Source organism: Veillonella intestinalis (genome assembly GCF_943192895.1).
GTDB classification, from domain to species: Bacteria; Bacillota; Negativicutes; order Veillonellales; family Veillonellaceae; genus Veillonella_A; species Veillonella_A intestinalis.
Genome location: NZ_CALPCB010000005.1, coordinates 25,125 through 41,500, shown reverse-complemented (window position 1 = coordinate 41,500; position 16,376 = coordinate 25,125). Strand labels below are relative to the sequence as shown.

Annotated in this window: 14 protein-coding genes; all 14 read left to right on the top strand. The window is 40.2% G+C overall.

The features are described from left to right. The first annotated feature begins 182 nt into the window (after window positions 1-182). The gene (locus tag NFR27_RS04980; protein WP_251441953.1) at window positions 183-1,313 is read left to right on the top strand and encodes an Ldh family oxidoreductase; all 1,131 of its coding nucleotides are present in this window, start codon (window positions 183-185) and stop codon (window positions 1,311-1,313) included. A gap of 334 nt (window positions 1,314-1,647) precedes the next feature. Continuing rightward, window positions 1,648-3,660 carry a molybdopterin-containing oxidoreductase family protein gene (locus NFR27_RS04975; RefSeq protein WP_251441956.1) on the top strand — a complete coding sequence of 671 codons (2,013 nt, stop codon included), beginning with the start codon at window positions 1,648-1,650 and terminating at the stop codon, window positions 3,658-3,660. A 275-nt stretch (window positions 3,661-3,935) separates the two neighbouring features. After that, window positions 3,936-5,303: a branched-chain amino acid transport system II carrier protein gene (brnQ, locus tag NFR27_RS04970; protein WP_251441959.1), complete on the top strand. Its 1,368-nt coding sequence runs from the start codon at window positions 3,936-3,938 to the stop codon at window positions 5,301-5,303. 193 nt (window positions 5,304-5,496) lie between these two features. Beyond that, on the top strand, window positions 5,497-6,891 hold the full coding sequence (locus NFR27_RS04965) for an amino acid permease (RefSeq protein ID WP_251441961.1): 1,395 nt from the start codon (window positions 5,497-5,499) through the stop codon (window positions 6,889-6,891). Between the two features lie 273 nt (window positions 6,892-7,164). Beyond that, entirely contained in the window at window positions 7,165-7,314 is a 150-nt protein-coding gene (locus tag NFR27_RS04960) for a hypothetical protein (RefSeq protein WP_251441963.1), read from the top strand. Between the two features lie 140 nt (window positions 7,315-7,454). Next, on the top strand, window positions 7,455-9,113 hold the full coding sequence (gene ilvD / locus NFR27_RS04955) for a dihydroxy-acid dehydratase (RefSeq protein ID WP_251441966.1): 1,659 nt from the start codon (window positions 7,455-7,457) through the stop codon (window positions 9,111-9,113). Window positions 9,114-9,385: 272 nt separating this feature from the next. Then, a complete protein-coding gene (ilvA, locus tag NFR27_RS04950; protein ID WP_251454686.1) occupies window positions 9,386-10,615 on the top strand; it encodes a threonine ammonia-lyase in 1,230 nt (409 codons plus the stop codon). 51 nt (window positions 10,616-10,666) lie between these two features. Further along, window positions 10,667-12,388 carry a biosynthetic-type acetolactate synthase large subunit gene (ilvB, locus tag NFR27_RS04945; RefSeq protein ID WP_251454685.1) on the top strand — a complete coding sequence of 574 codons (1,722 nt, stop codon included), beginning with the start codon at window positions 10,667-10,669 and terminating at the stop codon, window positions 12,386-12,388. Next, entirely contained in the window at window positions 12,378-12,866 is a 489-nt protein-coding gene (gene ilvN / locus NFR27_RS04940; protein WP_251441973.1) for an acetolactate synthase small subunit, read from the top strand. The genes ilvB and ilvN overlap by 11 nt, the downstream gene beginning before the upstream one ends. A 109-nt stretch (window positions 12,867-12,975) precedes the next feature. Next, on the top strand, window positions 12,976-13,986 hold the full coding sequence (gene ilvC / locus NFR27_RS04935) for a ketol-acid reductoisomerase (RefSeq protein ID WP_251454683.1): 1,011 nt from the start codon (window positions 12,976-12,978) through the stop codon (window positions 13,984-13,986). Between the two features lie 171 nt (window positions 13,987-14,157). After that, entirely contained in the window at window positions 14,158-14,400 is a 243-nt protein-coding gene (locus NFR27_RS04930) for a DUF1653 domain-containing protein (protein ID WP_251454681.1), read from the top strand. Between the two features lie 29 nt (window positions 14,401-14,429). Next, on the top strand, window positions 14,430-15,203 hold the full coding sequence (locus tag NFR27_RS04925; protein WP_251454679.1) for an HAD family hydrolase: 774 nt from the start codon (window positions 14,430-14,432) through the stop codon (window positions 15,201-15,203). A 100-nt stretch (window positions 15,204-15,303) separates the two neighbouring features. Further along, window positions 15,304-15,975, top strand: coding sequence for a peptidylprolyl isomerase (locus tag NFR27_RS04920; RefSeq protein WP_308795373.1), 672 nt, complete (start codon window positions 15,304-15,306; stop codon window positions 15,973-15,975). 7 nt (window positions 15,976-15,982) lie between these two features. Next, on the top strand, window positions 15,983-16,336 hold the full coding sequence (locus tag NFR27_RS04915; protein ID WP_251454677.1) for a GIY-YIG nuclease family protein: 354 nt from the start codon (window positions 15,983-15,985) through the stop codon (window positions 16,334-16,336). Window positions 16,337-16,376 lie beyond the last annotated feature (40 nt).

Below are 16,376 nucleotides of genomic sequence, written 5' to 3'. Positions count from 1 at the left end.
GACGTTTTTCGGGCTTTGGAGTATTTAATAATCAAAGGGCCTGTGCTATAATGAACTTGTCTTTAAAAGGAAATAAGCAATTTGAGAAGGGGACCAAAAAACGTCAGAAATTAGGATTTAGATTAGGAATTTCTTGAAGAGCTTGTTTCAGGTATATGTTTTCGGAAAAGAGGATTAGACACATGGGAAACGTAGTAAAATTTAAGTATGAACAACTTGACCAACTTTGCGTAGATGCTTTCGTGAAATTTGGTTTCTCTGAAAAAGACGCTAAAATTATTCGTGATGTATTATTGATGTCTGATATGTATGGTATCCAAAGCCATGGTATGCAACGTCTTGTTCGTTACCATAAAGGTATTGAAAAAGGTACTATCAAAGTTGATGCACAACCAGAAGTTGTTTTCGAAACTCCAGTATCTGCTGTAATCGATGGTCATGATGGCATGGGTCAATTAAATGGTCATTATGCAATGGAATTAGCAATTAAAAAAGCTAAAGAATCTGGTGTAGGTATCGTTTCTGTACGTAACTCCAACCACTATGGTATTGCTGGTTACTATGCTAACATGGCTGTAGAAGAAGGTTTGATTGGCTTCTCTTGCACAAACTCCGAAGCTATCATGGTTCCTACATATGCTCGTAAAGCAATGTTAGGTTCTAACCCTCAAGCTTGGGCAGCACCTGCTGAACCTTACAACTTCTTCTTCGATGCTTCTACTACTGTAGTAACTCGTGGTAAATTAGAAATGTACAATAAATTAGGTAAAGAATTACCTGATGGCTGGGCTTTGAATAAAGATGGTAACCCTTCCACTGATGCAGCTGACGTATTGAAAAACATCTCTGCTCACGTAGGTGGCGGTATCATGCCACTTGGTGGTAACACTGAACAATTAGGTTCCCATAAAGGGTATGGTAATGGTATGGTTGTTGAATTATTCGCAGCTATCCTTTCCATGGGTGGTACTTCTAACCACTGCATGAAAGATGGTAAATCCAATATTTGCCACGGCTTCATGGCTATTAACCCAGCATTCTTCGGTGATGCTGATGCTATCAAAAAACATTTCTCCACATTCTTAACTGAACTTCGTGAAGCTCCTAAAGCTGAAGGCGAAGCTCGCATCTACACTCATGGTGAAAAAGAAATCGAAGCAGTTAAAGACCGTGAAGAAAATGGTATCCCTGTAATTGATAAAACAATGACAGAAGTATATGAACTTTGCGAATACTTAGGTCTTGATTTCTCCAAATACTTTGGCGATTACAAACCACCAGTAGCTGGTGATATGTTCACTGGTAACTATTAATACTAGTACATTTTATTGATAATGCACCTAGCACATATGACGCAATCCTTAATTGCGCAGTTTAATAGGAATGGCATAGCCTGTTAAGCAGAATGAATGGCAGCCCATACTCGCTTGAGTGTGGGCTGTTTTGTTTCTTCTTGAAATAACTCCTCAACAGGGATAGCTTAACATGATACAATAAAGAAAATAATTGTATTTGAATTATTGGTTGTATTTATAGAATATTTAAAAGTAATTAAAAGTATTTAAAATCTTTACAGTGTGATAATAAAATGCATAGTGTGAGGATGAATACATAATAGCAAGTTTTTGAGATAAAGGAGTCAGCAGTATGACGAAAAGAGAGATTAATGCCGTATGTCCTTACGATTGTCCTGATGCCTGTGGGCTAATAGTAACAACTGAAAATGGTCGTGTAACTAAAGTGGTAGGGAATCCTAACCATGCTTTTACGCGGGGAATGCTCTGTCCTAAAATGGCGCATTATGAGGAAACCATTCATTCCCCAGAACGCTTATTGACACCTTTAAAGCGGACGGGACCTAAGGGCTCTGGTGAATTTACGCCAATTAGTTGGGACGAAGCCATTCAAAGCATTGCTCAGAAATTTAAAGAGAGTTTGGCTTTGTATGGTGGTCAAAGTATTATGCCCTATTCGTATGCTGGTACTATGGGACTAATTCATAAAGCGGCGGGGTTTCCTCTGTTTGCTCGTTTAGGTGCGGTGCGACATAATCGAGGTATTTGTTCTCCTGCTAAAACTTATGGCTGGCAGATGATAATGGGAAATACTTTTGGAACACGGCCACAAGAGTTAGGTCATAGCGATTGTGTCATCTTGTGGAGTCTTAATGCACTTGCTACAGATATCCATATTATGCATGATGTGAAGGCAGCAAAAGCTCGTGGCGCTAAAGTTTGGGTTATTGATATTTATCATACGATTACTTGTGATCAAGCCGATGAAGTAGTGGTAGTGAAACCTGGCACCGATGGAGCTTTAGCTATGGGGATTCTTCATATACTAGAGCGAGATGACCTTGTAAACCGTGATTTTATTGAAAAGCATGTTATTGGGTATGATAAGCTTGTTCGAGCTGAGCTAGGTACTTATACACCAACTAAGGTAGCGGCGATTACAGGTGTTTCAGTAGAACAAATTGAAGCTTTAGCACAGGCTTATGGGAAGGCAAAAGCGCCTTTTATCCGTTTAGGTAGTGGTTTATCCCGTTATGGTAATGGCGCCATGACAGTGCGAGCTATTGCATGTCTGCCTGCTGTAGTTGGGGCTTATGAAACCTTAGGTGGTGGCATGTTAAGTGATGCTAAAGGTAGTTATTACATTAATGATGGTGTTATGTCTTGGGACCTTCATGCTGGTAAAGTAGTACCTACCGTGCCTATGGTAAAATTGGGAGATATATTAAATAAAAAAGAAGATCCTATTCGCTGTCTCTATATTTACTCCTCTAATCCTGCGATTACAGCGCCAGATCAGAATCAAGTGCGTCGCGGTTTACAGCGGGAGGATTTGTTTACAGTAGTACATGAAAGATTTTTAACTGATACGGCTAAATATGCGGACATTGTTTTACCGGCTACCTCTTCGGTAGAAGCAGATGATATTTATAATTCCTATGGCCATTATACAAGTGCTATTGGTTACAAGGCGATTGAGCCTATTGGGGAAAGTAAGTCTAATTGGGATACAATTTGCTTATTGGCTAAGGCTATGGGCATTACAGATCCCTTCTTTGATAAGACGGCGCTCGATTTAATTCAAGATACATTAGATAGGGCGACTCATGTTAGTGAAGCGGATAAAGCTAAATTATTAGCAGGCGAACCTGTTGAGATGGCCGTACCAGCTAATTATAAGATGAACTTTAAGACGTCATCAGGTAAGATTGAGATTTATAATCCAAGGGAACAGGCTATGTTACCTACTTATGTAGCACCTTATAGTGAAACGGTGGCTAGTGGTGAATACCATTTAATTAATGCCCCTGATATTCGTATTTTAGACTCTTCGTTCTGTGAACGTGTATTTGATAGGACTAAACCACTTATGGCAGCTTGGATACATCCTGACGAGGGGATTAACTTGGGGGTACAAGAAGGTGATTTAGTAGAACTCGCTAATGAGCAAGGAACTTTGCAAATGCCGGTATTTTTTGATAAAGGGGTACAACCTAAGACGGTTGTATCGTATGGTGTGTGGTGGCAACGTTATTCATCAGATGCTCAGGCAGGTATTAATGCATTAACCTCATCAAGGTTAACTGATTTTGCTGAAGGAAGCACTTTTTATGATGTAAAAGTAGATATTCGGCCTGTATCTTGATTTTTAATGCAATCTCATAAAAATTTTCTATAAATAGAGTGGTTCTATTAAAGGTGAAAAATAGTTTATTTAAATGCCTTGAATATAGGGAAAATGCGCATTTCGCTGTAATGGTGAAATGTGTTTTTTCTATATGGTTTTCTCTTTTTAAAGAAAGATATGCAAAAATGTAATAAATAAAACTAGGAAATATTTCAAAATACATTTGTCCAATTCTTAAAAACGTTGTATAATCTAATGCAAACCTTAATTTAATAAGAGAGAGGATGGGGATTATGAATACGGAAAATGTTAAATTAAGTAACCGAGCCTATATCGCTATTGGCTTGATGTTGTTCGCTCTATTTTTTGGAGCTGGTAATCTAATTTTCCCTGCGTCCTTAGGACAACAAGCAGGCGAAAATGTTTGGTGGGCTATTTTAGGCTTTATCATTACTGGTGTGGGTCTGCCATTACTTGGTGTTATGGCTATGGGTTACTCTGGTTCTAAGGACGTACAGGCTTTAGCTAGTCGCGTACATCCAGTGTATGGTTTCATTTACACGGTATTATTATATTTGACAATTGGACCTGCTTTTGCGATTCCACGTACGGGTACAGTATCTTATGAAATTGCAGTAAAACCATTTTTAGGTGGGGCGGCTAATGATACAGCGCAAACTATGTTCTTAGTTGTGTTCTTTGCCCTTACGCTTTGGTTATCTATTAACCCAGCTAAGTTAGTTGATCGCATTGGTAAAGTGTTGACGCCATTATTATTAATTAGTATTTGTGCTTTAATTATTAAATCATTGGTTACACCAATGGGTGGGTATCAAGAGCCGACAGATGCCTATGCTACTACTGGTGTAGCTATTGTGCAAGGTGTTTTAGATGGTTATAATACGATGGATGCGTTGGCATCATTAGTATTTGCTATTCTTGTTATTGATTTTGTTAAGTTGTCTGGTGCTCAGACAAAAGAAGAAATTACTTCGGCTACTTTTAAAGCAGGTTTAATTGCTGTGGCTTGGTTAGGCTTTGTATATATTTTCGTAGCTAATCTTGGGGCTACTAGCGTTAGTCAACTTGGTATTTTAGATACCGGTGCTCCTGTATTGGCAGAAAGTGCTAAATTGTTATTTGGTAACATTGGTGCTTTAATTTTGGCCGTAATTGTATTATTGGCATGCTTGACTACAAGTATTGGTCTTGTAACATCTTGTGCTAAATATTTCTACCGTGTATACTCTGGCATTAATTATAAAATTTATGCTGTTATTTTCTCGGTAGTGTCCTTCTTTATTGGTATGTATGGCTTGAAAACTATCATCGTAGCCGCTATTCCAGTATTAATGTTCTTGTATCCATTGACAATTGCTATTATCACTTTGGCTTTCTTGAATAACACATTCCAAGGCCGTCAATGTGTATATGTTTGGACTATGGGTTTAACTTTAATCAGTGCTTTTGTAAGTGGTTGTGAAACAGCGGAAGTAAATCTTGGTGCTTTTGGTCAATGGTTTGCTACGTATGTGCCATTCCATGATGTAGGTATGGGTTGGATTACCTTTACGGTAGGTGGTTTAATTATTGGCTTTATCCATAAAACGCTTGTATCTAAACCAGAAGTAGCACCTGAACAGGAAGAATCTGTAGCCTAAAGGATAGACGCTAATCGGGGGAATCAGCGTACTACAATCAGTAAATAAGATTTTAGGTAAAACTTAATCAGAAACTTTATAAAATGAGTAGTTCTACATAGAACTACTCATTTTTTATATGTCTACAAATTATGAAAATAGTGTATAATGGATAAGTAAAACAGTAGCTTATAGTAGTATAGGAGGATTTTTGGTGAGTTGGTTGCGTAGGAAGCCCTTAGCTGATTTAACAGCAGTGGCAGAGGAGAAAAAATTGTCAAAAGCCTTGAGTGCTTTTGATGTTACCCTATTAGGGTTAGGTGTTATTATTGGGACTGGTATTTTCGTATTGACGGGTATTGGTGCTGCTGATTATGCAGGCCCTGGTTTGATGCTCTCGTTCGTATTGGCAGCCATTACTTGTGCCTTTGTTTGTTTAGCCTATAGTGAACTAGTTGCTATGCTACCTGTATCTGGTAGTGCCTATACCTATACATATGCATCCCTAGGCGAGTTTTTCGGCTGGTGGGTTGGCTGGGGCTTAGTGTTGGAATACTCCGTAGGCGCTAGTGCTGTAGCCGGTGGCTGGTCTGCCTATTTGGTGGGGATTTTACATGCTGCCGGAATTGATTTACCTCATGCTTTAACAGCGGTTCCTCATGATGGTGGAATCGTTAATTTACCAGCGGTTTTAGTGGTGTTATTTGCTACAGGTCTCTTAGTATTGGGGATTCGTGAGAGTGCCAAAGTAAATCGGGTGCTTGTATTAATCAAAGTAGGTACAATCTTCTTGTTTTTATTCCTAGCAGCCCCTCATGTAGATCCTGCTAATTGGGATCCATTTTTACCTTATGGTTGGCAAGGGGTTACAGCGGGAACCGCTATTCTTTTCTTTGCGTATTTAGGTGTAGATTCGTTAGCTACAGCGGCGGAAGAAACGAAGAATCCAAAAGTAGATATGCCGATTGGTATTATTGCTTCGCTCGTTATATGTACGATTTTATATATTGCTGTTAGCGTTGTTATGACTGGCGTAGTACCGTATCCTCAATTAGATACAGCAGCACCAGCCTCCTATGTGTTGGAATATGTAGGTATGCGGGCTGGTTCGGCCATTGTAGGGACTGGTGCTCTTTGTGGTTTATCTACGGTGTTGTTGGTTATGATTTATGCGCAGACCCGTGCTTTTTATGCTATGAGCCGAGATGGTCTAATTCCACATAGCTTATGTCGTATTCATAAGAAATATCGTACGCCTCATATTATTACGATGGTTGTTGGCGTAGTAGTAGCCTTGATTTCTGGGTTTACCCCTATTCATGTGGTGGCTGAAATGTGTTCCGCTGGTACCTTATTTGCTTTTATGTGTTCCGCTTTAGGCATTATGGTATTGCGTCGGGTATATCCTGATGTGAAACGAGATTTCCGTTGTCCTGCTGTATATGTGGTGGCGCCTTTAGCTATTTTATTCTGTGCATTTGTTTTTTCCCAATTATCAGCCCATACAATTCAATTATTTATGGCTTGGAGTGTATTAGGATTTTTGATTTATATGGGTTATAGTCGTAAACATAGTGTGTTAGGACAGGCTCACCGAAGTGATTCTTAAGATAACATAGAATATGTATTTAAGATAAAATAGAATATGCATTCAATGTGCACTATGAGTGGATATATGCTCATAGTGCATATTTGTTTTGTTTAATAGATATGGATATTTGTCCGCAAAATTTTGAAAAAATTAAAATTTTTACTTGCTATTTTAGAAATAGGGTGTTAATATAGTGTACAACAATACACAAGCAGTGGATGTATTGTTTGATGAATTTATAATTTCGTGCTAGTTAGCACATAGCGTATACAGTGGAAAGGAGGACATGTCATGTTAGGTTTAGTAGTAGTCATTATTAGCTTGCTCATTATTATTGACATTATTGTCATTAGCCATGAATACAACTTAACAGACATCGTCTTAAAAGTTTCCACAAATCATGGGCCTGAGCTCACCTCAATGAGAGGTTTTGCAAGCTAATATAAAGTAGCTTAGGACATGTAATACATTTTCATATTTGTGCGAGACAATACGAATATTTTATACGGTACTTTTGAGACGATTCTTCGGAATCGTCTTTTTTTATTACATCACCTAGTGGTGATAAAGGAGAGAAGAACATGCGTAGTGATAATTTTTCAAAAGGTGTAGCGAGAGCACCTCATCGGTCCTTACTAAAAGCATTGGGTTTTGTGAATGAAGAAATCGGTAAACCTGTTATTGGTATTGCGAATTCCTTCAATGAGATTATCCCGGGCCATATGCATTTACGAAACCTAGTGCAAGCTGTTAAGGATGGCATTCGCGAAGCTGGTGGTATTCCTATGGAATTTAATACCATTGGTATTTGTGACGGCACGGCGATGAATCATATTGGCATGAAATACTCCTTAGTAACGCGGCAGATTGTGGCTGATTCCATTGAAGCCACGGCGATGGCCACCCCGTTTGATGGGCTAGTATTCATTCCTAATTGTGACAAAATTGTGCCAGGCATGTTGATGGCAGCAGCTAGACTCAATATTCCTTCAGTCTTTGTAAGTGGTGGTGCTATGTTAGCCGGTAAGCATAAGGGTAAGCGAGTCGGTCTTAGTGATGTGTTTGAAGCGGTTGGCAAAGTAGAGGCTGGCTTGATGAGCGAAGAAGAACTAGCACAGTTAGAAGATACCGCATGCCCTACCTGTGGTTCTTGCTCTGGTATGTACACGGCGAACACAATGAATTGTTTGACTGAGGCTTTGGGAATGGCGTTACCTGGTAATGGTACAATTCCTGCGGTGTATTCAGAACGATTGCGCTTAGCAAAACGAGCTGGATTACAGATTATGGAGGTTCTTAAAGCCGATTTACGGCCAAGGGATATTTTAACACGTGAAGCCTTTGAAAATGCAGTGGCTGTAGATATGGTCTTAGGTGGTTCTTCGAATACGGCGCTTCACTTGCCAGCGGTAGCGTATGAAGCAGGTGTTCCACTCACGTTAGCAGATTTTGATAGAATTGCACAAACTACACCGCAATTATCTAAGCTGTCTCCTTCAGGGTCGTATTTCATTGAAGATTTGTATGAAGCAGGTGGCATTACAGCCGTATTGCACCGTTTACAAGAAGCACATAAGCTTCATGAAACAGCAAAAACTGTAGCATTAGTTACGCAAGGTGAGTTAGCTCAAGTAGCTAAGGTAATAGATGAGGATGTGATTCACTCTTGGACAGATCCAGTATATCCAACGGGCGGGATTGCCGTTCTAACTGGTAATTTAGCACCTGATGGCTCTGTAGTTAAGGCTGGTGCGGTGGATCCAGAAATGTTGGTACATAGTGGCCCTGCTCGAGTTTTTAATAGTGAGGAAGAAGCTTGTGAGGCTATTACTAGCAATCAGATTAAGAAAGGAGACGTCGTTGTTATTCGGTATGCAGGACCAAAAGGAGGTCCTGGGATGCCTGAGATGTTAACGCCTACCTCTACGATTACGGGAATGGGCCTTGGCAAAGAGGTAGCTCTTATTACAGACGGTCGTTTCTCGGGCGCTACACGGGGTGCATCCATTGGTCATATTTCACCAGAAGCGGCGGCTGGGGGGCCGATTGCTTTGATTGAAGAAGGTGACATTATCGAAATTGATATTCCGAACCGTAAGTTAGCAGTACAGTTGAGTGATGAGGAATTAGCGGCGCGTAAGGCCAAGTTTACACCTCGTGATTCAGGGGCTACAGGGTATTTGAAAAAGTATGCCAGCCATGTATCGTCGGCCGCTGAAGGGGCTATTGAGAAATATTAATTGACGACGTGAGAAATCGTCATATGGGAGAGCGGACATTTTATATAGAGCGTTTAACGCAATATGCTATAAAGAGCAATACCCTATAATAGGGAGAACTAGTGAGAATTAGTGAAAATTAGAGAGAACTTGAGAGCAGAGAGAACTAGATATAGAAGAAATATCGAATAAGGGGTGTTGAGAGAACCCTAACTGATATTTGAAGGATAGAGAGTAGAGAGAACTAGGTATAGAGAATACAAGTAAGAGAGCAAAAGAAAAGGATTGGTACGATGTTAACACTTTATGATTTTATAGAAGCCCGTGAACGATTAAGCACTGTGACGGTGAAAACAAAGTTAATTCACAGTAACGTTTTTTCTGAAGAGTCGGGAAATGATGTATATATTAAGCCGGAAAATTTACAGCGTACAGGATCCTTTAAATTGCGAGGCGCTTATAACAAGATAGCTAAGCTAACTAAAGAGGAAAAGGCTTGTGGGGTTATTGCTTCGTCGGCTGGCAACCATGCCCAAGGGGTTGCTTTAGGGGCTCAAAAATTAGGGACAAAGGCGGTTATTGTCATGCCAAAGCCTAGCCCTCTTATTAAAGTGGAGGCTACCCGCCAATATGGGGCCGAGGTTGTATTAGCTGGTGAGGTCTATGACGAAGCTTATGCAGAAGCGGTGCGTTTACAAAAAGAGAATGGTTATGTGTTTGTTCATCCTTTTAATGATGAAGATGTCATTGAAGGGCAAGGTACTATTGCTCTTGAAATTTTGGAAGAACTACCTGATGCTGATATTTTATTGGTTCCTGTTGGTGGTGGCGGTTTAGTAGCAGGTGTAGCGGCAGCGGCTAAATTAAAAAATCCTTCTATTAAAATTGTTGGGGTTGAACCAGAAGGGGCAGCCAGTGCTGTAGCCGCTTTGAAAGCGGAATCGCCAGTCGCATTAGAGAGTGTGAGTACCATTGCTGATGGTGCGGCGGTGAAGCAAATAGGGGACGTTACCTTACAATACATAAAAGAGTATGTAGATGAGATTGTAACGGTGTCTGATTATGAATTGATGGAAGCCTTTTTATTATTAGCAGAAAAGCACAAAATTGTTGGTGAAAATGCAGGCCTTTTATCTGTAGCGGGGCTCAAGAAGTTAAAGGAAAGAGGCAAAAAGGTAGTCTCTATTTTGAGTGGTGGCAATATTGATGTATTAACCATCGCTTCTATGATTAATAAGGGCCTTGTCTTACGAGGACGAATTTTTACTTTTTCTGTTAATTTACCTGACAAGCCAGGTCAGTTGGTGGCGGTTTCACAAATTGTTGCAGGACAAAATGCGAATGTAATTAAATTAGAACATAATCAGTTTAAAAATCTTGACCGTTTCCATGAAGTGGAGTTGCAAGTAACGGTTGAAACAAATGGGGAAGAACATATTCAACGAATTACAGAAGTGTTTGCAGAACATGGCTATACGATTCATCGTATTAATACAAGTGAAGTTAACGAATATAACCGCTAAGGAATGAGAGTTGTCGAGGTAGCGGTAAAAGAGAAGAGAGGATGTGAACACATGAGTACAGAGACAATCAATGGGGCTAGAATCGTACTGGAAACATTACATCGCATAGGTGTAACGGACTTTTTTGGTTATCCTGGGGGCGCGGTTATTCCTATTTATGATGAAATTTATAAATACCATGAGTTAACCCATTACTTTGCTCGTCATGAGCAAGGGGCTGCGCATGAAGCGGATGGTTATGCGAGAGCTACCGGTAAATGTGGTGTTTGTTTAGCTACTTCAGGACCTGGAGCAACTAATTTAGTGACTGGTCTGATGACAGCGCACATGGATTCAGTGCCGGTATTAGCTATTACAGGACAAGTAGGGCGGTCGTTACTAGGTAAAGATGCCTTTCAGGAATCCGATATTGTAGGTATCACTATGCCGATTACTAAAAATAATTACCTAGTTAAATCTATTTATGATTTACCACGGATTTTGAGGGAAGCCCATTATATTGCTACCACAGGGCGTCCTGGGCCAGTGTTAGTAGACATTCCTAAAGATGTGCAGTTAGCTAGTATTTCGAGAGCTGAATTTGATCGTCTTTGTGAAGATCCCTTTGCTTTGGAAGGCTATGAGCCAACCTATAAAGGTCATCCTTTACAGATTAAAAAGGCGGTGTCCTTGCTGAAAGCTGCCAAACGGCCTCTCATTATTGCAGGGGCAGGCATATTAAAAGGGCGGGCTGCGGATGAACTGTATGAATTGGCTACGAAAGCACAAATTCCAGTGACGAATACTTTGTTGGGGCTTGGTTCCTTTCCAGGCAATCATGAACTATTTTTAGGAATGCTTGGCATGCACGGCACGGCAGCGGCCAATTTTGCTACTGATGAAGCGGATGTGGTATTAGCAGCGGGGATTCGCTTTGATGATCGCATTGCAGGGAATCCAGAAGCCTTTTGTAAACAAGCTAAGATTATTCATATTGATATTGACCCTGCTGAGATTGAAAAGAATCGCAAAGTAGATGTGCCCATTGTAGGTGATGTAAAGCAAGTTCTGCAAGCAATGAATAGCGCTATGACTGAACTTTCGCATGAAGAATGGGTAGGGCAAACGAATAGGTGGAAAGAAGAATATGCCCTACGCTATCGAGACGTTTCAGAAACGCAATTAGTACCACAAAAGGTATTGGCTACATTGAATGAATTGCTACAAGGAGACGCTATCATTGTTACCGATGTAGGGCAGCACCAAATGTGGGCGGCTCAATATTTTACCTATCAATCGCCTAATAGTATTGTCACCTCTGGTGGGGCCGGTACAATGGGTTTTGGTTTGCCAGCCGCCATTGGCGCGCAAGTGGGACAACCACATAAAAAGGTTGTCTTAATTGTTGGCGATGGGGGCTTACAAATGACGGCTCATGAATTATTGCTTATCAAGCAATATAAGTTGCCAGTAAAAGTAGTCTTACTAAATAATTCTTATTTGGGCATGGTGCGACAATGGCAGGAATTATTCAATGATAAACGGTATTCCTTCGTTGATTTATCCGTGAACCCTGACTTCCAAACCTTGGCTGCTGCTTATGGTGTACGCAGTGTTAAAGTGGAAGGACAACATGACTTAAAGGCAAAATTACAAGCGGAACTTGAATCTGATGAAGGCGTATTAATTGAATGTATCGTAGAGCGTGAAGAGAATGTGTATCCTATGATTCCAGCTGGTATGACTGTAGGGGATATGCGTGGCGCAAAGGGGGTGGCCGACGATGGCAAATGAACATCAAATCTTAGTGATTACTAAAAATACACCAGGTATTGGTGCTCGCGTGTTAGCGTTGTTTAACCGTCGTGGCTACTCTGTAAAAAAGATGACTTCTGGGGTTACTGTCCAATCAGGCTATGCGCGGATGACGTTGACTGTAGATGCAGATAGTAATACATTAGATCAAATTCAAAAACAAATTTATAAAATTATTGATGTTGTTAAAGTAAAAGTGTTTCCTAAAACGGATGTAGTTCGACGTGAACTGATGCTCCTTAAAGTAAAAGCGGACGATCAGACGCGGTCGCAAATTGTACAAATTGCCAATATTTACCGTGGTAATGTATTGGATGTAGGGCCAAGTTCACTGATTATTGAGCTGACTGGTGATGAGGAAAAGCTCCGTGGTTTTATTGATATTATGAAGCCTTATGGAGTGCTTGAAATGGCTAAAACGGGCGTGACGGCTATGAGTCGAGGCGAACGATTATAAGCATATAGTAAGAGGATATATTTATTATTATTCTACGACGGACGTAATTAATAGCGTGATTCGTTGAGGATAGGTTAGCTAGTTAACTAGCAGAGAGAGAGGAATTATTATGGCAGGAACTATCTATGGTGCAACAGTGTATTATGATGCAGATTGTAATTTGGACGCATTAAAAGGTAAAAAAATTACCGTTCTAGGTTATGGCTCACAAGGTCATGCCCATGCTCTTAATTTAAAAGAAAGTGGTATGGATGTAACCGTAGGGCTTCGTGAAGGTTCTAAATCTTGGCAAGTAGCAGAAAAAGACGGTCTTCCTGTTAAGACCACCGCAGAAGCTGTTAAAGATGCGGATGTAGTAATGGTATTAATTCCTGATGAATTGCAGGCTGAAACTTATGAAAAGGATATTGCACCTAATTTAAAACAAGGTGTATATCTTGGGTTTGCTCATGGTTTTAATGTGCATTATAAAAAAATTGTGCTACCAGCTGATGCCAATGTATTCATGGTAGCCCCTAAAGGACCGGGCCATCTTGTACGCCGTACCTTCCAAGAAGGCAGTGGTGTGCCTAGCTTATATGCAGTTGAAAAAGATCCATCTGGCGACACAAAAGAATTGGCGCTTGCTTGGGCTACAGGTATTGGTGCGGGGCGTGCAGGCATTTTAGGTACGACGTTCCGAGAAGAAACAGAAACAGATTTATTTGGTGAACAAGCAGTTCTTTGCGGTGGTATTTGTGAATTAATGCAAGCTGGTTTTGAAACATTGACAAAAGCTGGTTATCATCCAGTAAATGCTTATTTTGAATGCGTTCATGAAATGAAATTGATTGTTGACCTTATCTATGAAGGTGGTTTCCATACTATGCGTAGTTCTATTTCCAATACAGCGGAATATGGTGATTATGCTACAGGCACTAAATTAATCACAGAAGATACACGCAAAGAAATGGAACAAGTATTGGCGGATATTCAGTCAGGGGATTTTGCTGATGAATTCTTAGCCGATTATAAGGACGGTTTCAAGAAATTATATGCGCGCCGTGAAAAAGCAGCTAATCATGAATCTGAAAAAGTAGGTGCTGAACTTCGTGGCTTAATGTCTTGGATTAAAAAATAAAATATCTCCTGTAAAAGGGAACACAAATGAAGTTTCATTTGTGTTCCCTTTGTGTTTATGGGGTGAAAATTTTAATAAAGAAAATCTTTATGCATTTCTAACTGATGTGTTACAATAAAAGACGATAAAAGATGATTTTCGTTCGTAACAACACGATTTGTTGGAGGTTATATGCAGGAAATAGTAGTTGGTGGCTTATACCGTCATTTTAAAGGGATGTATTATTACGTAAAAGATATTGCTATCCATTCAGAAACAGGCGAGCCTTTCGTGGTATATCAACAATTATATGGTGAGCGAAAGACGTATATTCGTCCATTAGGTATGTTTGCGAGTCCTGTTGATCATGAAAAATATCCTGAGGTACAGCAAAAAGAACGTTTTAAATTGATGTCAGGTCGTGACAAAGGGTAAAAATTAATCGAGTATGATAGGAGGCATGGATGAAAAAGAAATTTTTCTTTTTTGACATTGATAATACATTGGCTGTTTGGCCAGATGGCGTTATTCCGGCGAGTGCGCAAGAAACGTTGGATACATTAAGAGCTAATGGCCATCGAGTAGCTTTGGCGACGGGGCGTCTACAAAAAGATGCGCAACGATTTGCAGAGTTAGCCCGTGTTACTGATTTTGTGGCTGATGGGGGCAAAAGCGTTACGATTAATAATGAAATTGTATTTATGGAAGGCATGGATCGTGAAGCTTGTGTCAAGTATTTGTCTCATTTAGATGAGCTTGGTTTACATTGGGCGGTTACAGATGTGAATGAATTGGTGCGTGTGACCCCTTATGAAGATGTGCTACAGTGGCATCCAGATTGGGATGTATTTAAAACTATATATGATCCAGCCTTTGATTATCGACAGGTAAAGCATTTTTATAAAATTTATGCCTTTATGACACCCGAGCAAGAAGCAAGTAAACAAGTGGTTCATATGACGAAGGATTTGATTCGCTATGGAGAGAATTGTATTCTCTTTGAACCAATGGCTAAAGCAGAGGGTGTGCGTCGTATGATTGCTCATTATGGTATGGAGCCAGCCGATGTAGTTGTTTTTGGTGATGGCTATAATGATTTATCCATGTTCAGTTCAGAGTGGCTTAATATTGCTATGGGTAATGCTCGTGAGGAATTAAAGGCGGCGGCTGATTATATTACCTCTGATTGTAAACGAGATGGTATCTATGAAGCGTGCAAAAATTTTGGTTGGATTTAAGTTGTTGCCCTAGCGTAATTTAATAGCCTATGTTATAATGAAATGTCAAAAGTACCGCTCATATTGTTTGTGAGCGGTTTTTCATATATAGGAGATACGAATGAAACTAATAAAACAGTATGGGAATTGGCGACGTTTGTGTACCGCCGGGCTATTGGGTGTAGCTCTATTAGTAACGAGTGCTTGTGGTGCGGCTCAGACGGATAACACGGATGCGGCTAAACAGGGAAACACAGCTACAGCGCAAGTAAAAACTTTGCAAGCCCCTAATTTAGATAATACGCCAGTAAAAGATCATTATGCTGTGTTTGAAACATCAGAAGGGACTTTTAAAGTCCGTCTGTTTGGGACTAAGACACCGATTACAGTTAAAAACTTTGATTATTTAGTTAACCAAGGCTACTATAAAGATTTAACCTTCCACCGAGTTATTGATGATTTTATGATTCAAGGCGGTGATGATGGGAAAGGTGGGCCAGGCTATACCATTCCTGATGAATTTGTAAATGATTTACATTTTAATAGAATGGGCCTTTTGGCGATGGCGAACCGAGGTCCTGATACAGGGGGCGCTCAATTTTTTATTACTTTAGGACCGACTCCATGGTTAGATAATAAACATACGATTTTTGGTATGGTTACACAAGGTATGGATGTAGTGGCTAAAATTGGTAAAGTAGCCACGGATAAGAAGGATAAACCGATTGAGCCAGTGGTGATTAAGTCCATTACCTTAGAACCGATTACGGATACACAAGGTAGTGCTAAATGAGGTGCTTATGAGTAAGGACGCCTTTTATACCTACATGGTAGAATGTGCTGATGGTTCTTTGTATACAGGTTGGACCATGGATTTGGTACAACGGGTAGCGAAACACAATGGTGAAATTCCTGGTGGCGCTAAGTATACACGGGCACGTAGGCCAGTTAAATTAGTATGGTATACATCATTTCAGCGTAAGCAAGACGCTCAATCTATGGAATATCAAGTGAAGCGCATGCCAAGAAATCAAAAAAGAGCCTTAGTCGTAGCTTTTGCTAAAGCACATCCTGAGGCTATTGAACAACTTATGACAGAGGCTAAGTCAGGTAGTGAGATGGGCCAAAAATCGGAAGGGAATCTTGGAGAATAGGCTTGGATTTGGGGAAAGAAATTTCTTAAACTTCCTTGTT